This is a genomic window from Candidatus Bathyarchaeota archaeon (assembly GCA_026014735.1).
In the GTDB taxonomy this organism is placed as follows: domain Archaea; phylum Thermoproteota; class Bathyarchaeia; order Bathyarchaeales; family Bathycorpusculaceae; genus Bathycorpusculum.
The window spans coordinates 400,833-425,320 of record JAOZHT010000002.1; the positions used below are offsets into that span (position 1 = coordinate 400,833).

The window sequence follows — 24,488 nt, forward strand, 5'->3', positions numbered from 1 at the left end:
AAAAGGCTACGAAGTTGCTGTGCAACTGGATAAGGATAGAAGGTGTTGTTTAATAATCGTGTGTGTATTCAGCCGTGAAGCCACAATCGGCAAGCCGATGTTGCGTATGCAACCTATGCAACGACAAATTACCTGAATCTTGCTGATCTATGGTCTGATGCATGTGCTTTGTCCATGTTCAAAAAATTTTTCTAACCGCATAAACCTAATATTGATGCAGCATGGATTAGATAGCCAAACCAGAAGTGAATAGACATGGTGAATTACTGTCCTGAATGCGGCGGAGAAATGCAGTACATATCTCTCACCAAGAAGTACTGCTGCAAAAGCTGCGGTTTATACTGCACGGGACAAGAACTAAACGACGAACACGACAAACGCCAACCTGACGAAGAAGAAGACGCCAAAGCAGCCCGCCGCAAAGAATACCTCAAATGGTACCTTAGCAAAAAATAAACCCGCCTAAGAAGCGGATGAAGACTTTTCTTTAGCGTTGACTCTGCATCCACAGGTTTTGTTGGGAAGCCTACTTAAGAAACCCCGCCGCCCTATAAGTCAGGGAACCCTCTTGACCGCAGACATCGAAGTCATCTGCATAGGCAACGAGTTACTCATCGGCAAAGTCGAAAACACCAACGCCTACTGGCTAGCCCAGCAAATCACAGGTTTAGGCGGAAACCTCAGACGCATAACCGTCGTCGCCGACACAATCCAGGAAATTTCAGGCGCCATCCTTGAAGCAAAAAGCCGCGGATGCGACCTCATCATAACCACCGGCGGCTTGGGACCCACCTTCGACGATATGACGCTGCAGGGACTGGCGGCAGCGCTGGGGCAGAAGCTGATTGTTAACGCCGAGGCCCTCGAGATGGTTAAGCAGAGATGCATTGAGTATGCCCAGAAGCGGGGGATGCCCACTGAAATCGAGATGACGCCGCCCCGGCTAAAGATGGCGATTTTTCCAGAGGCAGCCCAGCCCGTCATCAACCCCATCGGGACAGCGCCTGCCGCTCGGGCAACGCTGGATGCGTCGTTGCTGTTTTCTTTGCCGGGGGTGCCGATGGAGATGGAGGCGATTTTTATGCAGACTCTTGCGCCTTTGATTCGGGGGATGGTGGGGGAGGCGGTGTTTTGTGAGTGCAGCGTGTTTGTGGAGGGGATTTTTGAGTCTCGGTTGGCTCCGCTGATTGACCGTGTGATGGCTGATAATGTGGGGGTTTATGTTAAGTCGCATCCTATGCGTTGTGATGGTAAGCCGGGGGCGGAGTTGCATCTTACTATGTGGGCGCCGGCGGGGCAGAGGCCTGCTGAGGTGCTTGTTAAGGCGGCGAGGGAGCTTTCGGGTTTGGTTGTGGTTAACGGTGGTATTGTGCAGGCGTAGCAAGGCTTAAGTCGGGAATAACCATATAAGCGATAACGCATATGTATTATGTGTTCGGCTGACTATCCTTGCGCATAAAAGACATCTACCTACAGGCCATAAGCCTAACCATGATCGTGGTCTTCTGCCTTTCCATATCAACGATTGGAAAAACCCAAGGGGAACCCCAAGCCTACACAAACTCATACCTTCTCCTCAACCACCCCGGCGGCAACGTCGGCTACCAACTCAACATAACCATACCCTACACGGTAATCCAAACCTACAGCATGCAAAGCCACACAGTATATTCAAGCCACGACTTCCCCAAATACGTCACACCCTACACCCTCAAACCCATCGCCGACCGCCTCTGGCAAATCTACAACAACACCGAAGACTTCACCAACGGCGTTTTGATGCTTGTCCACCAGATAACCTACGAGGAAACCGAAGAGGGCAAGTACCCCGTGGAAACCTTAGCCGCCGGCAAAGGCGACTGCGACCTCTTCGCATACATTGCAGCATCGATTCTGAAGGCAGGCGAAGTACCCACGGTGCTTCTCTACTACAAAGACCAGCAGCATATGGAAATCGGCGTTGACCTCGGTGCAGAACCCGCGGATGCACGCAGCAGCGTTCACAGCGTCACCTTCGAGAATGCATCTTACTATGTGGCGGAGTGCACGGGCAGCAAGTGGCGGGATGGCTGGCGCGTCGGCGAATGCCCAAGCCAGTACCAGAACGTAACTGTCCAGGTTGTATCGCTGGAAAAGGTGGAGGACACCTCGGCGGGGCAGGTTAGCGCGAGCCTAAGGGAACTCGATGCCAGCAGCTTATCGCTGGATGTCTCTTCAGGCTTTATTGTTGAAAACGGCAAGGTGACTTTAAGCGGCCAGATTCTGCCCAATACGGCTGGCGAGAACGTGACGTTGCAGGCCAACGTGAACAACGGCGGCTGGAGCACAATCGGCACGGTTGAAACAGGAAAAGACGGCGACTTCAGCTTCAGTTGGGCGCCGGGGCTTGGCGCATTTGATGTCCAGGCAAGCTGGGTTGGCAACCGCGAACTCAACGGCGCAACCAGCCAAAAAAGCAGCATACTTGTTTTGCCCTACTATCTCATCGCGCTTATCTTCACTGCAGTTTTGGCGGTGGCGATGCTTGCGGTGACGGTTGTGGTTACCAGACGCAGAAGAGCCCATGCGCTGGGGCTGCCAAATCAATCCGCAGAATCTCAGGTGTAGACCCCTACTCTATCGTTGACTGGTCTGCAAGTTTTGGTTCGGGCGTAATTTTGCTAATTGGGTTCTATATATAGAGGGGGGTCTATGAGCAAGCACAGCAGACAAAGACCGAAGCATCTAAGAAGCCTAAATCGATAAATCAGGTGCTGACAAAGAAAAACGAAAAGGAAGAGGCAGCTTAAGCTGTCTCAAGGGCTTTTTTAAGGACCGCCGCCTTGTCGGTGCGTTCCCAGGGGAACTCGACGTCGTCGCGTCCGAAGTGTCCGAAGGCAGCGGTTTTCTTGTAGATTGGCCGCAGCAGATCAAGCGTGGTGATGATGCCTCTTGGTCGCATGTCAAAGTTGGCTTTCACGAGTTCAAGGATTTTTTCGTCCGATATCTTGCCTGTTTCGTAGGTGTTAACCAGAACCGAGATGGGTTGGGCGACGCCGATGGCGTAGCTGATTTGGATTTCGCATTGATCCGCGAGCCCCGCAGCCACGATGTTTTTGGCGATGTAGCGGGCCATGTAGCAGCCGCTGCGGTCAACTTTGGAGGGGTCCTTGCCGCTGAAGCATCCGCCGCCGTGGCTTCCGACTCCGCCGTAGGTGTCCACGATGATTTTGCGTCCGGTTAAACCTGAGTCAGCCAGGGTGCCGCCGATGACGAAGCGTCCGGTGCCGTTGATAACGTAGTTTATGTCTGGCGCCATCATCTCCGCGGGGATGACGCATTTGATGACTTTCTCGATGATTTGTTTTTTGAGAACTGCGTCTTCCACTGAACCGTTGTTTTGGGCTGCTATGACGACGGTTTTGACGCATTTGGGTTTGCCGTTTTCGTATTCGACGGTAACTTGGGATTTGCAGTCGGGCCGCAGATAGGGCATGGTGCCGTTGTGGCGGAGGTCCGCGAGGCGCTTTACGAGGCGGTGAGCCAGCAGAATCGGCAGAGGCATAAGTTCCTTGGTTTCGTTTGAGGCGTAGCCGAAAACCATGCCTTGGTCGCCGGCGCCCTGCTCGTGGCCGTTGGATTCGTTAACGCCCATGGCGATGTCGGGTGACTGCTCAGTGAGCGAAACCAGAATACCGCAGGTTTCCCAGTCGAGGCCGTCTTTTGCGTTGTCAAAGCCGATTTCCGAGAGGGTTTTGCGCACGATCTTTGGGATGTTTACATATGCGCAGGTTGTGATTTGCCCCGTGATAACTACGGTGCCCTGCATAACGAGGGTTTCGCAGTCAACATGTGCTTTGGGGTCACGGGAAAAAATCTCGTCTAGGACGCTGTCTGATATTTGGTCTGCTACTTTGTCAGGGTGGCCTTCGCCAACTGATTCAGAGGTGAACAAGTATTTTCCGTTTCTTTTCATAGGGATATCCATCCAAGCTAACAGTTGGCATAGGTAACTCGGCGGTTTTCTTATATGGTTTTCTGATAAAAATATTCCAAACGAAATATCAAACATAGCCGCTATTCCAAAAACGATTTAAACCCGCAGACGCCAAGGACACTGGATAAGCCATGAAGAAAACAATCCACAGCCCCAAAGCGCCAACGCCCATCGGACCCTACAGCCAAGCAGTGCAGGCAGGCGGCTTCCTCTACATTTCAGGGCAACTCGCCATAAACCCAGAAAGCGGCAAGCTAATCGGGGAAGACGCGGCGGCGCAGACAAAGCAGGTTATGGAGAACATCCAAGCCATCCTGGAAGCGGCGGGCTACGGTTTAGGCGATGTGGTGCAGGTCAACGTGTACCTTGCATCCATGACGGATTTCGAGGGCTTTAACCGCGAATACGCCAGATACTTCAGCGGCTACTTTCCCGCCCGCGCAACCGTCGCCTGCACCCTTAAAGCGGGGGCGCTATTGGAGATTTCCGCTACTGCCTATAGAGAGTAACCGTGCAAGCGTGACAAATTATAAAGCCTACCTAACGCTAAATATTAAGAGGCGTAAATATGGCGACTTCACTTAAGAGGTACATGCAGCAGCTTTCAGGCAAAAAAGCCCCCGGCCCCTCCACCAGCTTCACCATATTCCACGTGTACTATGCACTGGAGCTTATGGCGCAAAAACCGCTGGGCAGAAACCGGCTTGCCGAGCAACTCCACGTGGGAGACGGAGCCGTCCGCACCATAATCAGCCGCCTCAGAGACGCCGAGTTAATCGAAACCTCCAAGGAAGGCTGCAACCTCACCGAGAAGGGCAGAGGCATCTGGCGGCAATTCGAAGAAATCTTCCCCTGTCAAGCTGACTTGCCACGATCCGAACTTTACCCCTCCGAGTATAACCATGCGTTTTTGGTGAAGAACAGCGGCCAAAAAGTCAGCTCAGGCATCGATCAACGCGACGCCGCCATCATTGCGGGTGCACGCAAAGCCATAGTGATTGTTTACAAGAAGGGGCATCTATGCATCGAATCCATCAGCGATGACGTTGCAAAGCAGTATCCTCAGGCGGCAAAGCAGATAATGGATCGGCTCGAGCCCAAAGAAAACGATGTGGTTGTGGTTGCAGGCGCCGAGACCGCGATGAAGGCTAAGCGGGGCGCGTTCGCCGCGAGTTGGTCACTGGTCAGCGCTGTTTAAGTGGTGTATTTTTCGCCCTCGTTTAAGATGCGCTCAAGCACAGTGTTAACGTTAACCATGCCCTCGTTGGATTTAGATGAAACCGGCATAAGCAGAAACTTTAGCCCCAGCTTATCGATGGCCTGCATCATGTTGCGGCTGAACAGGCGCTTGGTACCCTCCAACCTGGCTTCGATGGCGTCCTCCAGCGCCATGGGACTCGCCGACCACGACGCGATTGCCTGCACATCCTTTTTGGGGACCAAGTCGGCTTTGCTGAGCACATGCAGCTGCGGCTGGAAGAAGCGGTTGTAGACTGCTGCGGAGAGGAACATGTTGGAGACGTAGTTGAGGGGGTTAATTGAGAAGACGGCGTCGAAGAGGTAAATCAATGCTTTGGGTTCTTTGGTTAACTCGTTGACGATGTAGGGGCCGGAGGCGCGGAAGGCAAACAGCTCCATCTGCCCGGGCGTATCCACCAAAACGATGTCGGCGTGGGCTTCCTCGATGTCGCGGGTCAGGTTTTCAACTTCATCGGCGATTAAATCCGCCGCCATAATCAAGGCGCCGTTAGGCCCCAAACCATACTTCTCCATTATGTTGCCTACATCCACGTAGTTGCGGACGTCCACGTCGGGTTGATAGGGCAGCTTTAATGCGCCGGGGTCAAGGTTAACGATGGCTACGTCTTGTTTGCTCATTTTAAGCCACTCTGCGAAGGCGGCGGTGAAAAGCGATTTGCCGCTGCCCGCGGTTCCGATGATAAATGCTAAAGGCACAGGGATACTCTCCGCTATGGTGTGCATCGATAGATGTAATGAAGTTTTCTACTGACCTAACCGATTGAGTCAGTTTGCCGCCCTTTTTCTCTTTAAAGCAAGTGTACCTGCTAAAACCAATACAACCAAAGAGGCGACAACGCCGAGTATTATCCATTGGTTAAAGCCCTCCGCTGTTTCGGTTGCTGGGGTACCAACAGCTATTGTTACCTTATGGGCGCTATGGTGGTAGGTGAAGGTAACTAGTATTGAGTCCCCTTGCTCTGTTGCAGTGTATGTTATGGGGGTCTCGTCGAGATAGATTTTAAGTGATGAAGTATTGCTGACTAAAGTTTTAGGTATGAATATGCTTACGTATCCTGTTGTGCCTGTGGTTCCGTTAACTGAAAAGCTGAGTTCTTGGCTGGTTGAGTTGAAGATAAGTGACGTTAACGTTGAGTTGGAGGTTAACGAGAACGTATTTGCTGTGTCTGCGTTTTGTTGTGACCCTTGGCATGCCAATACAGCAAAGGTTACCGCTTTGCTAACGGAGCCGTAGATGGCGTTGCCTGCGTAGGTTGCTTTAAGCATATAGCTGCCTGTAACCTGCAGATTCCACGATTCAGCGAATTCTCCGTTGTTATCCGTGACGGCGGTTGTTAAGTCAACCCAGGTGTTTCCAGCGTTAACACTGTATGACAGGAAGAGCTGTGCATCACTTATAGGGGCGCCATTGTAGGTTATGCTTCCAGTTATGTCAACTCTGTAGGTTGCGTCTAAGGCGATGCTGCGGCAGATGATGTCTATTTGGGGAGTTGGTTTGGATTGTGGCGGAGGTGTTGAAGTAGGCGCAACTGTGGATGCTGGGGTTTGGGTTTGAGTTGGAGCTTGAGTTGGAGTTGGGGTTGGGGTTTGAGTAGGGGTTGGGGTTGGAGTCGGTGATGAGGTAGGGGAAGGCGTGGGCGTTGTTTTTACTGCAAACGTAGGAGAGATATCAGTGCCGCCTCGAATATCAAGCAATAAGCAGGAGCTATCAGCCTCAACGGAGGTCCCGTTGACTTTAACCGCTAAAATCTGATACCCACTGTTTGCTTCTATAGTAAAACATTGGTTGCTGCCATAATCAACTCGGATGTAGCCATTTGGAAAAATTGAGCCGCCAACGCCTGCAGATGCCTTGATGTAAGTTGGAGCTTCCATGTTTGGCGCCGTCAAGAATGCGGCAAATGCTACAGTACCCAAGTTAAAATCATCGTAGTAGTCATAGATTGTTTGGTTGATTGCTTGCGGGTTGGTTGTTCCCCACCAGTTAGATGAAGCGTTAAGGTTTGTGTAGTAACTTGTTTCGAGGTTACATTGGCTATTGTCGAACAGATTATTGTTTCCGATTAAGGGTCCATTTTCTATCTGGTGGTCGGTATGTTCCGAATCCAAAAGCAGCCCCCGGACATTTTTGGTAACCGTATTGTCTTGGATAATAAACTTGACATTCGGGGTGTCATCGTGGTTAAGACCCTGAAAAACGCGGATGCCGATGCGGTTATTCACGATTAGATTTCCAGTTATACGAGTCGTAAAATTATGTGTGCTGCCATTGTCATGGCATAAAATACCCTGATCTGAACCGCTTAAAGAGTTATTAGCAACTATCGCGTTTCCGCCTATGTTTAAAGCTATTTGGGAAGGACTCACGATTGTGTTGTTAGCGATTATTGCATAGCCACCATAACAATGGCTCAGGACTTTTCCCTGAATATAATTGTTGGTAACTGTCGTGTTTCCATCGTACCAGAACTCGATTCCTCCATCAGAGGGACATTTTATGGTGTTGCTATCTATTTTAGGTGAAGCAGAATTCGCTTCTATCGTTGGATAGTAGGTGCGGTTGCTTGTGATAAGGGCATATTGTATTATTGAGCCTGTGCCTGTTTGGTTGTTCCAACCGTTACAGCTGCTCGTAAAATCAATTCCCGCATAATACGTCCCTGAAGAATCTATGTTGATTACAATCTTGTTATCGGGTGTTCCCCGAGCGTTTAAGGTACCGTTTACCCTTAGGTAGTAGCTGTTAATGTTTACTGTGACTCCGGGCTGAATAGTTAAGCTGGCACCTTCATTCACTAACACATTTCCAGTTAAACTGTATGGGCTGTTTACCTGTGTCCAAGTTGTATCTACACTGATTATTCCGCTGACGTTTGTACCGACAGCCTGAGCTTGAAGCGAGTTCGATTGGACTAAGATTAAGGAAAATAAAACACAGGTTACTAAAAATGCGCTTAACCGAAACTTACCCAATCTATCCTCTCCGAGCTTACTTTAACTCTACAACTAAGTCCACCTTAACGCCGTAATATAATTTACGGTGATCCGAAAAACATAAAACAAAAATGACAAATATAGCTAACTTAAGATACAAAACTTCGGCAAACTTGCCTTTTTTGAAGGATGTTATAATAAGATACTTTCTGCAAATTCGGAATCTCCGCTGCCAACGGTTCCAGTGAAAGGAAATAAACGCAGGATACATCGTTAGCAAGTGCATCACCAAGTCATGACCTTTTTGCTCTGCAATAACCCCCCGCCCCTATAGTACCAAAATTTTTTGCTGTTCTGCTTGTGGCAGATTGCACAACCCGCCAGCAACCGTCTTGGCAGCCTGAAACGGAAAAGCAGCCGCCCACCAATCGCTTAGGTAGTTGTTGTGTAAAGCCGCCTTGCCACAACAACAACTATAGAAAAAACAAACCCACCAAATTTTGGATCCACTGCCAAAAAAATAGCATAAGCAAATCAGCGCCAAAAAACCCAGCTAACCTGCACTTGGCTGCCCGGCGGGAAGCGGGTTTGTTTAGCTTTGTGGTTTTCGGCGGCGCTTCTTCTTGCGGTTTAATGTGCGCACGGGTTCCCAGATGCATTCGGTGTAGGAGCCGGGTACAATCAGCGAAAGGAACTCGGCACGTAAATCCGCCTGCTCCTTAACATCCACAAAACCCTGCTCCCACTGCTCGGCATCCTCTAAACTGTCAAATTTCCACATGGCAGTGAAGCCGCCGACGTTTCCGCCGTACTTGTGACGCAGCACCCGCATGGACCGCACATCCGCGAAGGGTTTAGGCTGCTTTTTCATCAGCGCAACAAGTTTTTTGCCCCATGCCAGATGCTCTTTTTGTTTGTCTGGTTTAACCACGTAGGTTCTCACGATAAAAACCGTCAATATCTCGCCCACGTAGAATAGGTTAAGCAGGTTTAATATTCTTACCCAAAACAGGGGAAAGCTTCGGTTTAGGTGCCGGCTAACTGGACCACCGCAGCCACAAAATCCTCCTTGCTGACCACGCGGGTCGTATGCCCCCTGCCTGAGGTGTCCTCTAAAAGAAAAACCTCGCCTGACCGAAAACGCCGCGTCTCCCCATCGCCCACTATAATTTCAACTTCGCCTTTGAGGCAGCAGAAGAACTGCTTTTTAGGTGCAGGATGCCAGTCGCCAAACCAGCCTGCAGAGATGCAAAACAGCACCATTTTGCCTACATCATAGTATTTTGATAGCCCTACAGGCGGGGCTGGGGGAGCAAAATTGACGGATTCAAAGGAGAAGGCGTCCTCTCTAAAGTGGGATTCGCCTTGGTTGTCGGTGTATACAACTGTGTATTTCATCAGACCGCCAAAAGTAAGTAGGTTAATCGAGAATTAATGTTTTACAATTCAGGCGCCGGCTTGTCACTGAAAAGGGATTTAAGGCAACCGCTACAATAGGCAGTTGGATGAACAAGCATTTGAAGAGAACCCGACTAATCCTTGCGGCTGCATGCACACTACTGCTGATTGCTTATGTGGCGCCTGCGTTATGCTGGAGCAACGGCGGCTACTCCGCTGACCCCGCAGTCCCCGACTATGGCACCCACGACTGGATCGCAGAGCATGCCCTCAGCTATCTGCCCGCGGAGGAAAAACAGTACCTGACCAGCAACCTCGCCGCTTACCTCTACGGCACCGAACTGCCGGATTTACCGGCCAGCCAAGGCGGCATAGGCGACACCACCAAACACCACATATACTATACCGCTTCCGGAGAGATTGCCGATGATGCTTCGGCGCAGAGAGCGCAGGCAATGTATACGCAGGCGCAAAGTTTCCTGCAAACCCAAAACTACACATATGCCGCTCGAGCCGCCGGCGCCATGACCCATTACATCGCGGACTTAGCGGTGTTTGGGCATGTTATGGGCGCTTCGACGACTTGGGGCACAGAAGTCCACCATAGCGACTACGAAAGCTACGTTACAGACAAAACCTCAAGTTACAGTAGCAGCTTTGACGGTTACCTCTCATTCGACGGCAGCTTAACAGTGCTTTCAGCCCACGACGCCACCGTAACCTTAGCCTACGACACCACCTTCGGCGGCGCAAGCCACCGCAACTGCACCTGGATGGACGCTAACTATGGCTGGAGCAACCCAGACTTCAAAAGCAGATGTGGAGAATCACTCAATCTGGCAGTGAACATGGTGGCGGATGCACTGCATAGCCTCTACGTGGAAACATACCCTGCGCAGATTACCCCAAGCCCAGCGCCGACAGACACGCCTTCGCCCTCCACATCCCCCACAGCTACACCCGCGGTTCCCGAGTTTCCAGTGGTCCAAATCCTGCTTGCAGCAATGGCGGCGCTTCTGGCATTAACTATTGCCTCCAAAAAATATGTGCCTAAACCTCGATGAAGCTGTAGCTAGAGGTCTTGGCTTTTTCCCTGCATGCAATAGTAGAGTTGGCTCAGCGAGTTGTTAAGGTAGACGGGGCAGGTGGCGCAGATGCAGCCTACGGAGCTGGCGTTCTGGTTTGCTTTGCCTCGGGCACAGAAGAGGGTGCCGGTTAATTTCGATTTTAGGTATGTGGGGCAGCTGGGACAGATGCATAACGCTGCGTTTTCTTGGTTATCTAAAACTGGGTTACCCAATAGCTCACCATAACCAAGTGGCGATGCAGACGTAATATGGATATGTGGCTAACACAGAGCAGTTACATTAATTATCAAGTAAAAAGCCGTTTCAGCTCTGAGACCTTGATGCGCACTCGGTGCTGCGATTGGGCTATTCCTTGTGCATTACTAATGCACACCATATGAATTTTGGTGCGGTTGCCGGGATTTGAACCCGGGTGGCCAGCTTGGGAAGCTGGAGTCCTACCGAGCTAGACTACAACCGCGCTGAGCCGATGCCCTGTTTTTGGTGTGGCTCGGGGAATATATTGGTTTTGTGACGGAAACGGATTACAAAATGCCTGAATTTGCCGAGCCAGCGCAACCGTATACAAAAGCATCAACAACCCTGCAGCTAACCCCCTTCAACCCCGCAGGCTACGCTGAATGGAAACAAAATCGTTATCAGACAGAAACCTACACATTAAGCAGGCGAATTGGCATGCCCAAAAACTACACTTACACCGATGCAGGCGTCAACCGGGAACAGCGCCACCAATCCAAAAAAGCCCTCTCAACCCTAAAAGCCACCTACAAACACATCAGCTTTGGCGGCATCATGCATCTACCCTACAGCAACCTCTTCCCCGTCGGAGAAAACTCGTTTTTGGACCTGGAAATCGAGGGCGTAGGCACCAAAGTATTGCTCGCTGAACTCGTGGGTAAACACGACACCATAGGCGTAGACGCAGTCGCCATGGTGGTAAACGACGTAATCCGCAGCGGCGCCAAACCCCTTGCATTGGCAGATAACATTCACGCCGTAGCCAGCGAACCCGCTTTAGTTAACGCTTGGCTTAAAGGCCTAATCGAGGGCGCCGAGCAATCCATGTGCCCCATCGTGAACGGCGAAACCGGCGACGTCGCAGAAATCATCCGGGGCATCAAACCCAACTGTGGTTTTGACATGGTGGCGTCCTGCGTGGGCACTGTGGAGCGAGAGGACATCATAACAGGGCAGGGCATCAAACCCGGCGACCCCATCATCGGGTTGGCGAGCAGTGGTTTGCACAGCAACGGCATCACGATGGCACGCAAAATCCTCTTCAAGCAGTGGGGCGGCAAATACGAAGCCACCGACGTACCTGAGGGCTTGGACCGCGAAGTCGGATTGGAAGCGCTGGAGCCCACCAAAATCTACGTTAAACCGCTCCTTAAACTGGCACATGAAGTCAAAATTAAAGGCGCCGTCCACATCACAGGCGACGCCTACACCAAATTCAACAACCTCGCAGGCTTCTCGCCGGGCATAGGGTTTTGCTTTAGCAATTTTAGTCCGCCTCCGATTTTTGGTTTGCTCCAGAGAATAGCTGCGGAACTGGGCTTAACGGTGACGGATGAGGAGATGTTTAGGACTTTTAACATGGGCTGGGGCTTTGGCATCATAGTGGACAAATGCGATGGAGACAAAGCGTTGCAGGCGTTAGCTGGGGACCCTCATAGGCCACAGGTAATTGGGGAAGTCACAGACAAAGAACGAATTGTTGAAATAAAATACCAAAATAAACACATGTACCTAACCTAGACCCCTTGCTTCAGCTGGCTACAAACGCATAATGATCCCCAAGGTTCACCCACAATCGCATACACTTCAATGCTGAGGAAACAGCAGTTTTCCGCTGTTCACAATGTTTCTTTTACATTTGTTTAGCCTATATATAAGGGGGTATAGAATCGGGTGAGCAGCAGAGCTATGTTTTTGCGAGTTTGTCGATGATGCTTTGGAATATGAGTTTGCCGTCGCCGTAGAGGAGCTTCCTGTTTTGGCTTGTCCAGTCGGGTTGCTGCCACCAGTACATGGCGCGCTCCGGATGAGGCATCAGGCCAAAGATGTTGCCTTCGCTGTTGCATATGCCTGCGATGTCATGGAAGCTGCCGTTGGGGTTATCGGGGTATTTGCCCTCTGCCACTGCGCCGTCTCTGCTGCAGTAACGGAAAACCAGCATGTCCTCGTCGATGAGTTTTTGGAGCAGCGCAACTTCTTTTTCTTTGGGAAACAGCAGTCTGCCCTCGCCATGCGCAATCGGCAGCCGGATGGTTTTGCCTGCCCGAATCGCCGAGGTAAAAGCGCATTTGCCGCGGTTCTCCTGTTTAAGGTAGACCCATTTGCATTTGAATCCTGCGGGTTCATTGGTGCTCAAGGTGGCTTCGGGGTATGCGCTGACTCCGCTGAAACCCGGCAGCAACCCGTACTCAACCAGGATTTGAAAGCCGTTGCAGATGCCTAAGATGGGTCTGCCCTCGTCGACGAACTTTGCGATTTCTTTTCCCAGATTCGCCGCAAGATGCCGCGCGAAGATGACGCCGCTGCGGACATAGTCGCCGTAGCTGAAGCCGCCTGGAAAAACCAGCACACTGTAGTCGAGGAGGTTTTTTTGTTTGATGAGTTCGCTGACCTGCAGGGTTTCGGCTTGGACGCCTAGTTCCTGGAAGGCACGTTTGGTTTCCTGGTCGCAGTTGGTTCCGCCGACGCGCAGCACGCAAACGCGGATGTCTTCTAGCTTCATTAGATGTCCTCCTTGGGGTTAAGGGTGGCTTTCCAGCTGTGCCGAAGCTTGTCAACTGGGGCATCGACTATGACTTTGCCGGTTAAGCCCTTGATGCGTAGCCTAGGTTCCTGGGTTACTTTTCCGATTAGTTTACTGTGTTTGCCCATGAGGTCTTCGTAGAGTTCCTGGTTTTGGGGTGCGATTTCGATTAGGAAGCGGCTGTTAGACTCCGAGAACAGCACGAAATCGTCTCGCAAGACATCTTTGCATGGAACATCCTTCAAATCGATTTCTAAGCCAAAGTCGCTTGCAAAAGCCATCTCTGCAGCCGCCACCGCCAACCCGCCCTCGGAGAGGTCATGGCAGGATTTAACGATGCCTTCGCCCATGGCTTTGGTGAGGTTGTAGTAGCTTTTTCTGGCTTTGGAGGTGTGGAGTTTAGGGACGGATTTGCCGAGGTGGCCTTTAAGCTTGTAGTATTCGCTGCCGCCGAGTTCAGGGTAGGTTTCGCCGATTATGTAAAGCAGGTTGCCTGCGGCTTTGAGGTCCACGGAGACGGTTTTGTCTATGTCGGGGACTATTCCGATGGCTGTGATGAGCAGGGTGGGTGTTACGGGTCCCATGGGGGATTCATTGTAGAGGCTGTCTTTACCTGAAATGAACGGGGTGCGGAAACTAGTGGCTACATCATAGCAGGCTTCGCAGGCCCGCACCAACGAGCCGAGGCGCTCGGGCTTCTCAGGGTTACCCCAAGTGAAATTGTCCAGCAACGCGATTCTTCTGCCGCCTACAGCTAAATTGTTACGTATGGCTTCGTCGATTGCTGAAGCCGCCATCCAGTAAGCGTCGATTTTACCGTAGTTGGGGTTCATGCCGCAGCTAATCGCCAGTCCCTTCACGGAGTCATCGACGGGTTTAAGCACTGCCGCATCGTTGGGGCCAGCATAGTCGCCCTGCAGCGGCTTTAGAAGCGTGTTGCCTTTGACTTCATGGTCATAGGTGCGTACGACGGCTTCTTTGCTGGCGATGTTGGGAGCCGCTAGCAGCTGCAACAGCACTTCAGTGAGGTCTTTGGGCTCGGCAAACTCGGGCTCAACCAGCTTGGGTGATTCGATAACTGCGACCTTGCTGCTCTCGCAGGGGTTAAACATGAAGTCCATATCGATGTCAGCCACCACTTCCTCGCCAAAGGTTAACTGCAACCTGCGTTCACCAATAAGCTGACCTATCGCGGTGGCTTTCACGTCTTCTTTTTCAAAAACCGCCATAACCCGCTCCAGATTCTGGGGCGGAACAGTCATCAACATGCGCTCCTGGGATTCAGAGAGGTAAATTTCCCATGGCGTCAGCCCCTGATACTTCAGCGGCACCTTCGCCAAATCCACCCGCACCCCACAGCCAAAGCGCTCCCCGGTTTCACCTACTGCCGAGGATAATCCTCCTCCGCCGATGTCCGTTATTGCCGAGCCAAGCTGGAGGTCGCGGATTTCCACCACGGCACGTTTGACTTTTTCTTCCTCGATGGGGTCTGCGATTTGGACGGCGGGGCGGCTGATTTCCTCGGATTTCTCGGTGAGTTCGGCTGAGGCGAAGGTTACGCCGTGGATGCCGTCGCGTCCGGTTTTGCCGCCTGATAGCACGATGATGTCGCCGACTTGGGCGGTTTTGGTGTATTTGTTAAGGGGCAGCAGTCCGATGCAGCCGCAGTAGACGATGACGTTGCCGGTGTAGGATTCATCGAAGTATATGGCGCCGTTAACTGTTGGGATGCCCATGTTGTTACCATAGGCGCTGATGCCCGCGGTAACGCCCATGTAAACGTATTTGGGGTGCTTAACGCCTGGGGGCAACTTTGTGTAGTCATAGTTGAGGGGACCAAACCCCAGCACGTCGGTGCATGCGATGGGATCCGCCCACACGCCCAGTATGTCGCGGATTACGCCGCCGACGCCGGTTGCTGCGCCGCCGAAGGGCTCCACCGCCGAGGGATGATTATGCGTTTCAACCTTAGCTGCGATGCCGTAGCCCTTGTCGAATTTAACGATGCCTGCGTTGTCTTCAAAGACGCTAAAGCACCAGGGCGCCTTGATTTGTTTAGTTGCTCTGGAGATGTAGGTTTTAAAGAGGCTCTGGATGGTTTTTCCGTCAAGCTCGATTTTGCCTTTGAAGGTTTTGTGGCAGCAGTGCTCGCTCCAGGTTTGGCTGATGGTTTGGAGTTCCACGTCGGTTGGGCTGCGGTTTTCGGTTTTAAAGTAAGTTTGAATTGACAAAAGCTCATCGAGGCTAAAGCCTAATGCGAGTTCGCTGTTAACTGCGCCAAGCTGCTCTTTGGTGGCGTTTGCTGTGGCGAACTCGAGGACTTGGCTGGTTTTGCGTTGGGTGATGAGGTCAGCGCTCATTTTGCCTCAGCGACGCTTATGCTGTAGTTATCTTTAGTTGGGTTAGCAAGGAGCCGCTTGCTCATTTCCTCTGCCTGCGCCTTTGCCTCTGCGGCGCTACTGGCTTCTAAATAGACGGTGTAGACTTTGCTGACATCCACCGCTGATGCTTTGTAGCCGAGTTCGATGAGGAGTCGCTGGGTGGTTTCGCCTTCCGGGTTGCTGTGTCCGGGTTTGAGGCTGACTTCGATTTTGGCAGCGTATTTCATAAGCCTTTAAATTAAGCACTTGGGATTTAAACGCTTTCGTCACCAAAAATGCAAAATCCTACGGCAAAAACGGTGTTTGATGCATTTCTTTTTGGAGGCGACGGCGGTTCTGCGGCAAAACAGACTGCGCCTGTGAGACGGTTGCTGTTGCTCACACACACCTACCCCCCCTCTATTTATAGGGTCAACGATGGGTTCAATCGTTAGTTCAAAAAAAGAGTTGGCGGCGAAGCAGAATCTGCAAAGATGCACCAGAACACATCGGTAAATTTGTTAAAAACAAATAATGAATTGAGGATACATAATGATTTTATAATATTTTACTTAAATTTATCTCTGAGTGCATTCCCTTGGAGCCAAACCCATTAACCCAGCAGAACTTCCACGTTAGCCTACTTGACCACATCGGGCAAGCCGTCATGATGGTTGATGCAACCCGCAAAATTACCTTCTGGAACAGCGCCTCCGAGAACCTCTTAGGCTACACAAAAAAAGAGGCACTGGGCCAAGATGCAGCTGAAGTGCTGGCTGGCTCCAACGCCAAAGAAGACTGCGAAACCATCACAAAATGGCTAAACCCCCAAGAAGCAGTAAAAGCAGAATTTTTGGCGCAGCGAAAAGACGGTTCACTGGTTCCGCTTCTGGTTAACTGCGCACCGTTTCATGATGAAGCAGGCGGCTTCGTCGGCACCGCCGTCGGCGCCACCGACATCACGGAACAGAAAATCTGCGAAAAAGACATGACCGTGGCGCTCGAGTACCTCTCCGCTAACATAGACAAGATTGAAGAGTTAAATGAGAAACTAAAGGTCGTCGGCAGCTTAACCCGCCATGACGTCAGAAACAAACTCAGCGCCGTAACAGGTTACAGCTATATCCTAAAAAGGCGCCACTACGACCTCGCAGACGTCGTGGACGGCCTTGATAAGATGTCGCAGGCAGTTACTGATTCCATGAAGATTTTCGAGATCGCCAGCACATACGAGCAGGTAGGCATGGAAGCGCTGGTTGACGTTGACGTGGGAAAAGCCCTCGACGGCGCGGTTGAGATGTTCCCGGATTTACCCTTCAAAGTCGTTAATGACTGCCACGGCATAATCGTCCACGCTGACTCGTTGCTTCGCCAGCTTCTCTTCAACTTCATCGATAACACAAGAAAATACGGTAAAACAACCCGAAACGTCTGGGTCCACTACAAGGACGTACCCGGAGGGGACCTTCAGTTGATCTATGAAGACGACGGCGTAGGGATACCGCAGCAGTCTAAGCAGCAACTCTTCAGGCAGGGCTTCTCCACTGGCGGCAGCACAGGCTTTGGCTTGTTCCTCTCCAAAAAAATCGTGCAGGTCTACGGCTGGAGCATACGGGAGGAAGGAGAAGAGGGGAAAGGCACCAAGTTTGTGATGACTGTGCCGAGCCTTGTTTTTTTTAAGCCCAAGACCTGTTATTGCATAAACAGGGCAGCACCGCCCCAATCAGATGAGCACTAATCTACCCATGAATGCGTCGCCTTCCCCTGTTGACGGCTGGTCTTGCCTGCATTCTTAGTGCGTAATCCAGCGCGTTTCTTGGGTTTGATGTGTGCAAAATTAAAATAGCTGTTGACTAGCTTGGGTTAGAGCCTCGAGGAAATACTATGAGCCGAGTATTTGAAAAACCCATCCCCCGCACCATGTCCACTCAGCATCCGGATAATGCAAATACTCCAGCTTGGAGCAACGACGAAGTAATCAACGGCAACCTGGAAGTCTACGAGGCCCTCTACGCCTACGAAAAGCTGGGTTGCCAAGAAATCATGTGGGACTCCGAAGGCAAAGACACCGACACCCGCGTGGTCCGAAAGCTCCTCCAGAAGCACTGGGACTTCTTTGCAGGCCGAACAATCGGCGAAGACATCTTCCTAACCTACCGCATCCCCAACCCCAAAATCGAGGGCGCAGAGAAAAAATACATCGTGGAAACCCTCCAGAACATCCCCGTGGCTCATGACGTTGCTTCGTTGGCTTACAAGAGGCAGGTTTCCCCGATTTTCGAGGTAATCTTGCCCTTCACAACGGGCGCGGAGGAGCTAATAATGCTTTTCAATTACTACAGAAAAGCCATTGTTTCGGCTGAAGACTCCGTGCTGTATGAGTCAACAACCGCAAAGGATTGGATTGGGACCTTTGAGCCTAAAGCCATAAAAGTAATTCCCTTAGTCGAGGACTTCGACAGCATCCTAAACGTAGACAGCATAGTCAGCGCCTACATAAAAGCCGTCAAGCCCAAGCAGCAACGCGTCTTCATCGCACGCTCCGACCCCGCACTCAACTATGGCTTGCTCTGCGCCGTTTTGCTTTCCAAAATCGGCTTAAGCAAACTTAAAGCGCTAGAAACAAGCCAGGAAACTGAAATACACCCCATCTTGGGGGTAGGCTCAAAGCCCTTCAGGGGCCATCTCTCCCCAGACAACGTCGAGAACTTCCTTCAAGAATACAGGGGACTCTCGACCGCAACTATCCAATCCGCCTTCCGCTATGATTACCCAACCGAGCAAGTTCAAGAAGCCATAAACACCCTAAACCAGCGATTGCCAAACGGCACCCCCCAACCTATAAGCGCAGAGGAAGAAAAGGCGCTGCGGGGTATACTTGCCAAATGCAGAGCAGCATACGAGAAGCAAATCGAGGCTCTAGCGCCCCTCATCAACAGCTTCGCCGCCTATGTTCCGCAGAGAAGAGCCCGCAAACTCCACATTGGATTATTCGGGTATAGCCGCTGCGTCGCCGGAGTCTGCTTGCCCCGCGCCATATCGTTCTCAACGGTGATGTATAGCATCGGGTTGCCCCCGGAGTTTTTGGGCATGAAAGCATTGGGCAGCCTCAACGAGGCGGAATGGGGTTTGCTCAACAAGCACTACGTAAAAATGGAGTACGACCTCAAATTGGCAGGGGAATATGTTTCATGGGATAACCTGGACTTGCTTTTGGAGATGAGCCAGAAAACCGCTAAACGCGCCAACATGAACGAGGACGAGCTAAAAAGGGGCCTGGCGGAACTCAAAGTCAACCTTGCCGCGGTAGAGGAGAAATTCAACTTTAAACTCTGCCCCAAAGGCATCGCGCAACGCAAACACGCTAACTACACAAACCTGTTTTTGCTCTCCTACCTTCAAAAAGACGACGCTGAAGCGAAAGAGGCGCTGTTTGAGTCAGCTAAACTGAGACGGTGCCTTGGCTGATCCTTCCGCTGAATTGGGCCTGGTTCAGCTTTACGTTAGCGCCGAGTGTTCCCGCTTGCTGGAAGCTAGGTTAGTATTCTGCAGGGTTATACGAGGTTCTGCTCGTTGTCTATGGATGAGTTTGCGGCTTATTACACGGTTTGCCTTGAGGCTTACTTTGCAATGTTTTTGGTTCAACCAGAAAGGTTAAGTTGTACTTTTGAGATTGGTACAACTTGAAGGTCGAAGTTGAACTATGGAAGAGGTTCTGGTTACCCGTAAGGGCCAAATCACCGTCCCCATCCACTTAAGGCGCAAGTACGGCATAAAGGAAGGAATGAAAATCACCGTGGAAGACTCGGGGTCAAGCTTAGTTCTGAAGGTTATTCCTCGCTTTCAAGATTTGATCGGAGCCGACGCTGAAACCGAAGATTTAGAGCAAACACTGAAAAAACTAGATAAGATGCGTTCAGAAGACAGGTACTGATGAAGGCAGTCTTGGATACGCGATTCTTCATCGAGAGTCTAGAAAGCAAGGATTTAGAGTTCAGGAAACGTTCAAGGGCAATGCTGGATAATCTTGAAGGAAAAGGTAACTTGGGCATTATTCCTTCGATAGTTATTCTTGAAATGTACAAGTTACAGTTGGAGAAATTCGGTTCTGATGTAGCTGAACTCAGAGTTAATTCCCTACTCAAATTAAACATGGATATCGCCAATCTTGATTCACCCATCGCTGTGGAGGCGGCTAAACTCCGCTGCAGGTACGCTGAGTTGCCCACTGCCGACGCCATCATCGCTGCAACCGGGATTGTTCTGGGCTGCGATTGCGTTGTGACCGATGATAGGCACATCCGGCAGGTTAGGGAAGTTAAGACAAGATGGATTTAGAAAAATGCCGCAGAGGAACTTAACCGTCCTCCGCTCTGCTATCAATCAGGTCAACGGTAAATCTTTCTCAATCGGTAAACCATCGCGTGCCCCCATCTTCATGACGCTCCGCGACGCCACATAGTTGCCTAGGCGCCCGCATTCAAAGAGGGATTTATTCTGGATTAAGCCGTAGAGGAAGCCCGCGTTGAAGGCGTCGCCTGCACCGGTGGTGTCGACGGCGGTGACTTTGAAGGGTTGAATGGTGGCTTTTTCGGCTCCGTTGGTAACATAACAGCCCTTCTCGCCGAGTTTAACAGCGACGATTTGCACGCCCATATCCAGCAGTGCCTGCGCCGCCTTGGGGACGTTGGATTCGCCCGTGATAAGCTCCAGCTCCAGAGAGTTAGGCATCATAACAAAGCTGTTCTGGATAATCGGCTCGATCGCTGAGAGCCCCTTCTGCGCGTAGAGTGAACCGGGGTCGAAGCTGACCTTCACCGAATCGGGGAGGAAACTCATGAGCTTCTTTTGGGTGCGGAAGCTTTTTTCGCCCACAAAGCTGGAGAGGTGCAGGAACTGGGTGTCGGTGATGTATTTGGCGTTGAGTTCACGGAATTCGACGGTGTCGTTGACGCCGGGGTTAATGTAGAGTGCCCGAGCTCCCTTTTTGTCGACGAATCCCAGGCAGACCCCGCTTTTGCCCTTCGCCGCGGATATGATGCCGTCGGTGTCCACGCCCTCGCCTTTGAAGCAGTCAATTTGCATTTTACCCTCATGGTCATCGGCGACTTTACCTACAAAGCCCACTTTGCAGCCCAGCCGCGCCAAGCCGACCATGGTGTTTGCCGCTGAGCCCCCGCAGGCCTCCGTGTAGTCATGGATGAAGCTTTCTTCCTCGGCGCCCGCGATCTTGTCCACTTTAAGAAGCGTGTCCACGTTGAGCGCGCCAAAGCCGACTACATCAAAGCGGGTCATGGAAAAATCTCCTTCAGCGATATTTGGTATTTGCCCAGTTTGCCCCCGTAGTTGCCCGCGGATACCCGCACAACGCCTGGCACGTTTAGGGCGGCTTCGATGCCTACTTTGGTGGCGGCTTTAAGCGCATCCAGCGAGGTGGCGTCGTAGACGATTTCGGCGATGTAGTTTACGCCATCAGGCACCCAGCTGTCCTTGCCGAGTTTAGCTTTAAGCGAGGGACAGTAATGGTGGTTTGTGGTGGGCCCGATTTCTGGAAAATGCGTTTCGGGTTTGCTGCCTGCTGAGCAGATGTCAAAGGTGGTGACTACGCCCTCAACTTCATGGATGGCATCCAGCGCCGCTTTGCCGGCTTGCTTGAGGGCTTCTTTGGTGGTACACAGAAGCCAAAAGTTGCCGCCTGCCACCCCGCGTCCATAGCCGATGGCGCGTTCGATGACAAAGTCAGGAACCATCAGGGGAACCACGATGACTTCGCGTCCATGCCGCTGCTCAACCCATTCGTAGCCGTCGCCGCAGTGCCCGACGCGGGTCATCATGTCAAATTTGCCCTCGGCGTTGGGTAGAGCATCATAGACGGCGGTGAAGGGTTTAACGAGTATGTCTTGGCGTATGCGGTAGCTGAGTTCCTTTTCGAATTTCTCCAATGACTGCTGGAAGGTTTTTTTTGGGTCAATTTGCCCCCAGAACTGCAATATAGCGCCGACTCTGCCGTCGGGGGTGTCGTCTTCGCATAGGTAACGTTCGACGCCGCCTTCGGTTCGGCCGATGACGGTGGCTGGCGTGGCGGTTGAATCCGATGCGGCTTTGCATAGGGTCTCCACATCGTCGGCTGTTACGATTATTCGGCAGTAGATGCCCTCGAAGGCTTCAATGTATGTATCATCAATTTTCTTATCCATCTATCCCAGTCTCCCAATACTGACGCCCCGCACCATCCGGCGGAACTCGCTGCTTTCCTTAACTATTGCCTCCATATTTTGGGCTGTGACTATTTGAACTTTCGGCAGCCCCTCCGTGTAGACCTTGATGAATTGCTTTGCAAGCGCCTCCTCAACGCCGCTTTGAGCTAGGGTTTGGCTGCTCCAGTCGGCAAGGAACTCTAAAGTCCGCTCCCTGCCCAATCTGCAGAATAAGTCGGCAATCACAGCGGTCACCGTGTTACTCTCCGACATAACCGCCACATCCGCATTGCGGACCGCGTAGCCGTTGCCGTTAAACGAAACCGCTAAGCCGCCGCTCTCCTTTACCAGACGGAAAGCCTCCACGTCGGTTATGCTGTCGCCAACGTAAATCGCCTCTGAGAGGTCTGCGCCGAGTTTTCTGGCTGCGTCACGGATGGATTCGGCTTTCTGTTCGCCGCCCACCGTTACAACATCGAGAAATTTGCCCACAAACATCTTGGGGATTTCTGTCCAGAAGATCTCATCTAGCCGCTGTATCAGGGTTTGGTCGCAGTGAGAGAACTCGTCAAGTGAGGTGGCGCCGCTGGGGATGTCGATTTGGCGCATCTGGCTGATTTCCTGCGCAGTGACACGGAGTTGGTCGCGTTCCTGCGGCGTGATGGGGATTTTGTCTAGGCTTAGGTGGGTGCAGTAGGTGTTTTTGAAGGGGAAATCCACGGCTTTGCAGAGAGCGCGGATGTAGTGCTCGTAGCTAGTGCTGACGATGAAGGCGTCGGCGATGCGTTGCACATGCTGCAGGGTGGCGCGGCTGTTGGCGATAAGCAGGATGTTTTGCTCCGAGAAGGCTTCGAGGTCATGGTCGGTGAGGCGGTACGCTTTAAAGAAGGGCAGAATCAGCCGAAGCGTGCTGCCCGCCGTGTAAGCCTCCCTATGCACGATGTCCGCCAACACATCGTCGTATCGGCTGATGTTAGAGAAGAATTTGCCTCCATTAGGGATGAAGTTCTCGGCGATTTCGTAGGCGTTATCGTTTTTGCTTATGGGGCCTTCGCAGTCGGAGACAAAGAGCCGCTTCAAACCGTTGCCCTCAGCTGCTGCATGCGGCGGATGCTTGCTGCGATATGGGTGCGGCTGGCGATGTCGCCTCGGTTCCACATGGCTCCGCCACGGATGGCTGCGGCTCCTTCCTGGCTGATTTGGCGGGCTTCCTCGATCGATGCGCCGATGCCTAAAACGCCGATGGCGCGGCTTTTAAGCGCGTAGTTGCTGCCGCCACGTATCTCCATGGAGCCGGGGTAGACGCGGATTTTGTCCCCATATTTTTTGGTTAATGCCTCTGCCCCTGAGAGGTCGACGGGTCCATTAACTGCGGAGTTATCCACCAAACCCGCGTGGACCTCCTGGAAACCGCCGTAGCTGGGCGGAACCTTATAGGTAAGCACCGTCGCCGCCTTCTCCATCTCGACGCCCCGCAATGTGCCATCGACCATGCGGAGGCAAACATCGACGAAGTCGTCTTTGATGATGGGGAGCAGATTCATGATTTCGGGGTCACCGGGGCGGCTGTTGATTTCCAGAATCTTGATGCCTCTGCCCGTATGCATAAACGCAAGGTACAGTGGAACACCACGTAGCGCGGTGTCGTCGGGGATTTTGCGCCTCCAACCATTGAAAACTTTGCTGGCAAGTGCCAATTCTGCTTCGCGGTCAGCGGCGGTGAGGAAAGGCAGGTAATCTTGGGCGTCTTTGTAGGAGCCCATTCCGCCGGTGTTGGGTCCTCGGTCGCCGTCGAAGGCGCGTTTGTAGTCGCGGGTGTCGGGGAGGGTGATGAAGTGTTTGCCGTCGCAGAAGCCCATGCAGCTGGATTCTTCCCCAGGCACTTTTTCCTCGATGATTACGCTGCTGTATTTGAAGTTAGATTGGAAATGCTCAAAGAGCTGCTCGCGGGTTTGGAAGTGGTCACCCCATACTCCCACGCCTTTGCCTAACGCGGGTTTGTCAGGTTTCACCACTGCCTGGTTATCCAGTTCAGCTAGCCATTTGTAAACCGCTGCTTTCACGTCGGCTTTGGATTTGTAATCGGCTGGATCAAAAACCTTGAAGCGGGGGTTAGCTTCAGGAGCAATCTCCTCAAAAAGTATCCGCTGCGCCACCTTGCTTTCCTCGATGGCATAGGCCTTTTTGGGGCAGATAACGGGGACGCCGACTTTTTCCTCGATGAGGTCACGGATGCCCTTGATGATGGGGGTCTCAGAGCCTACCAAAACGAAGTCGAGGCTGCCTTTGTTTGCGGCTGCGAATTTGCAGATTTCCTCGACGTCGAGGCTGGGGATGACTGCGTGTTTGGCGGCGTGGGCTGCGTTGAAGGGGTTGCGTTGCTTGTCAGCTACGTAGAGTTCAACTTTGTAGTTGGGGCTGCGCAGAAGCGTATCTGCCATAGCGACTTCTCGTGCGCCGTAAGAAACCAAGAGTACACCGATCTTTTCCATCCCGATACACCGTTACTGCACT

Annotated in this window: 24 protein-coding genes and 1 tRNA gene; 11 read left to right on the plus strand and 14 right to left on the minus strand. The window is 52.0% G+C overall.

What is annotated here, in order from left to right:
• The first annotated feature begins 255 nt into the window (after positions 1-255).
• From NWE93_07855 to NWE93_07865, 3 genes are all read left to right on the plus strand, one after another.
• A complete protein-coding gene (locus NWE93_07855) occupies positions 256-456 on the plus strand; it encodes a hypothetical protein (protein ID MCW4000139.1) in 201 nt (66 codons plus the stop codon).
• 112 nt (positions 457-568) lie between these two features.
• Complete coding sequence (locus NWE93_07860) at positions 569-1,381, plus strand: molybdopterin-binding protein (protein MCW4000140.1); 813 nt, start codon at positions 569-571, stop codon at positions 1,379-1,381.
• Between the two features lie 68 nt (positions 1,382-1,449).
• Positions 1,450-2,607 (plus strand): hypothetical protein, encoded by a 1,158-nt coding sequence (locus NWE93_07865; GenBank protein MCW4000141.1) that lies wholly within the window; start codon positions 1,450-1,452, stop codon positions 2,605-2,607.
• A gap of 178 nt (positions 2,608-2,785) precedes the next feature.
• On the opposite strand, the gene metK is transcribed toward NWE93_07865, so the two are convergent.
• Positions 2,786-3,955, minus strand: coding sequence for a methionine adenosyltransferase (gene metK / locus NWE93_07870; protein MCW4000142.1), 1,170 nt, complete (start codon positions 3,953-3,955; stop codon positions 2,786-2,788).
• Between the two features lie 152 nt (positions 3,956-4,107).
• On the opposite strand from metK, the gene NWE93_07875 reads away from it, so the two are divergent.
• On the plus strand, positions 4,108-4,485 hold the full coding sequence (locus tag NWE93_07875) for a Rid family detoxifying hydrolase (GenBank protein MCW4000143.1): 378 nt from the start codon (positions 4,108-4,110) through the stop codon (positions 4,483-4,485).
• 59 nt (positions 4,486-4,544) lie between these two features.
• Positions 4,545-5,174 carry a hypothetical protein gene (locus tag NWE93_07880; GenBank protein MCW4000144.1) on the plus strand — a complete coding sequence of 210 codons (630 nt, stop codon included), beginning with the start codon at positions 4,545-4,547 and terminating at the stop codon, positions 5,172-5,174.
• Here NWE93_07880 and NWE93_07885 read toward each other — a convergent pair.
• The 4 genes from NWE93_07885 to NWE93_07900 all read right to left on the minus strand — a co-directional run bounded on the left by NWE93_07885 (position 5,171) and on the right by NWE93_07900 (position 9,568).
• Entirely contained in the window at positions 5,171-5,932 is a 762-nt protein-coding gene (locus NWE93_07885; GenBank protein ID MCW4000145.1) for an ATP/GTP-binding protein, read from the minus strand. The two genes, NWE93_07880 and NWE93_07885, sit on opposite strands and share 4 nt — an antisense overlap.
• 69 nt (positions 5,933-6,001) lie before the next feature.
• The gene (locus NWE93_07890) at positions 6,002-8,032 is read right to left on the minus strand and encodes a hypothetical protein (GenBank protein MCW4000146.1); all 2,031 of its coding nucleotides are present in this window, start codon (positions 8,030-8,032) and stop codon (positions 6,002-6,004) included.
• A 730-nt stretch (positions 8,033-8,762) separates the two neighbouring features.
• Positions 8,763-9,128: a hypothetical protein gene (locus NWE93_07895; GenBank protein MCW4000147.1), complete on the minus strand. Its 366-nt coding sequence runs from the start codon at positions 9,126-9,128 to the stop codon at positions 8,763-8,765.
• A 68-nt stretch (positions 9,129-9,196) separates the two neighbouring features.
• Complete coding sequence (locus NWE93_07900) at positions 9,197-9,568, minus strand: hypothetical protein (GenBank protein MCW4000148.1); 372 nt, start codon at positions 9,566-9,568, stop codon at positions 9,197-9,199.
• A 119-nt stretch (positions 9,569-9,687) separates the two neighbouring features.
• Here NWE93_07900 and NWE93_07905 point away from each other — a divergent pair, with 119 nt between their 5' ends.
• A complete protein-coding gene (locus NWE93_07905) occupies positions 9,688-10,632 on the plus strand; it encodes a zinc dependent phospholipase C family protein (protein MCW4000149.1) in 945 nt (314 codons plus the stop codon).
• An 8-nt stretch (positions 10,633-10,640) separates the two neighbouring features.
• Here NWE93_07905 and NWE93_07910 read toward each other — a convergent pair whose 3' ends face one another.
• Both NWE93_07910 and NWE93_07915 read right to left on the minus strand, forming a co-directional pair.
• A complete protein-coding gene (locus tag NWE93_07910) occupies positions 10,641-10,868 on the minus strand; it encodes a DUF2769 domain-containing protein (GenBank protein ID MCW4000150.1) in 228 nt (75 codons plus the stop codon).
• A gap of 172 nt (positions 10,869-11,040) precedes the next feature.
• Positions 11,041-11,116 (minus strand) — tRNA-Gly (locus tag NWE93_07915).
• A 71-nt stretch (positions 11,117-11,187) separates the two neighbouring features.
• Here NWE93_07915 and purM point away from each other — a divergent pair.
• The gene (gene purM, locus NWE93_07920; protein ID MCW4000151.1) at positions 11,188-12,414 is read left to right on the plus strand and encodes a phosphoribosylformylglycinamidine cyclo-ligase; all 1,227 of its coding nucleotides are present in this window, start codon (positions 11,188-11,190) and stop codon (positions 12,412-12,414) included.
• 166 nt (positions 12,415-12,580) lie between these two features.
• On the opposite strand, the gene purQ is transcribed toward purM, so the two are convergent.
• Genes purQ through purS form a run of 3 tightly spaced genes read right to left on the minus strand, consistent with a single transcriptional unit; the run spans position 12,581 to position 16,025 of the window.
• Entirely contained in the window at positions 12,581-13,396 is an 816-nt protein-coding gene (gene purQ / locus NWE93_07925) for a phosphoribosylformylglycinamidine synthase subunit PurQ (protein MCW4000152.1), read from the minus strand.
• Positions 13,396-15,777: a phosphoribosylformylglycinamidine synthase subunit PurL gene (gene purL / locus NWE93_07930; protein MCW4000153.1), complete on the minus strand. Its 2,382-nt coding sequence runs from the start codon at positions 15,775-15,777 to the stop codon at positions 13,396-13,398. The genes purQ and purL overlap by 1 nt, the downstream gene beginning before the upstream one ends.
• On the minus strand, positions 15,774-16,025 hold the full coding sequence (gene purS / locus NWE93_07935; GenBank protein ID MCW4000154.1) for a phosphoribosylformylglycinamidine synthase subunit PurS: 252 nt from the start codon (positions 16,023-16,025) through the stop codon (positions 15,774-15,776). The genes purL and purS overlap by 4 nt, the downstream gene beginning before the upstream one ends.
• Before the next feature lie 350 nt (positions 16,026-16,375).
• Here purS and NWE93_07940 point away from each other — a divergent pair, with 350 nt between their 5' ends.
• The 4 genes from NWE93_07940 (at position 16,376) to NWE93_07955 (ending at position 20,115) form a co-directional block, all read left to right on the plus strand.
• The gene (locus NWE93_07940; GenBank protein ID MCW4000155.1) at positions 16,376-17,515 is read left to right on the plus strand and encodes a PAS domain S-box protein; all 1,140 of its coding nucleotides are present in this window, start codon (positions 16,376-16,378) and stop codon (positions 17,513-17,515) included.
• A gap of 146 nt (positions 17,516-17,661) precedes the next feature.
• Positions 17,662-19,245, plus strand: coding sequence for a phosphoenolpyruvate carboxylase (gene ppcA, locus NWE93_07945; GenBank protein ID MCW4000156.1), 1,584 nt, complete (start codon positions 17,662-17,664; stop codon positions 19,243-19,245).
• Between the two features lie 235 nt (positions 19,246-19,480).
• Positions 19,481-19,711 carry an AbrB/MazE/SpoVT family DNA-binding domain-containing protein gene (locus NWE93_07950; protein MCW4000157.1) on the plus strand — a complete coding sequence of 77 codons (231 nt, stop codon included), beginning with the start codon at positions 19,481-19,483 and terminating at the stop codon, positions 19,709-19,711.
• A gap of 11 nt (positions 19,712-19,722) precedes the next feature.
• Positions 19,723-20,115, plus strand: a complete 393-nt coding sequence (locus NWE93_07955; protein ID MCW4000158.1) for a PIN domain-containing protein — start codon at positions 19,723-19,725, stop codon at positions 20,113-20,115.
• Between the two features lie 45 nt (positions 20,116-20,160).
• Here the strand turns inward: NWE93_07955 and NWE93_07960 are convergent, their stop codons facing one another.
• The 4 genes from NWE93_07960 to NWE93_07975 are packed head-to-tail and all read right to left on the minus strand — an operon-like array spanning position 20,161 to position 24,466.
• Positions 20,161-21,072 carry a carbohydrate kinase family protein gene (locus tag NWE93_07960; protein ID MCW4000159.1) on the minus strand — a complete coding sequence of 304 codons (912 nt, stop codon included), beginning with the start codon at positions 21,070-21,072 and terminating at the stop codon, positions 20,161-20,163.
• On the minus strand, positions 21,069-21,974 hold the full coding sequence (locus NWE93_07965; GenBank protein MCW4000160.1) for a formylmethanofuran--tetrahydromethanopterin N-formyltransferase: 906 nt from the start codon (positions 21,972-21,974) through the stop codon (positions 21,069-21,071). Before NWE93_07965 ends, NWE93_07960 begins: the two co-directional genes overlap by 4 nt.
• A complete protein-coding gene (locus NWE93_07970; protein MCW4000161.1) occupies positions 21,975-23,054 on the minus strand; it encodes an HAD hydrolase family protein in 1,080 nt (359 codons plus the stop codon). It abuts the gene before it with no gap.
• The gene (locus tag NWE93_07975; GenBank protein ID MCW4000162.1) at positions 23,051-24,466 is read right to left on the minus strand and encodes a hypothetical protein; all 1,416 of its coding nucleotides are present in this window, start codon (positions 24,464-24,466) and stop codon (positions 23,051-23,053) included. Before NWE93_07975 ends, NWE93_07970 begins: the two co-directional genes overlap by 4 nt.
• Positions 24,467-24,488: the final 22 nt, after the last annotated feature.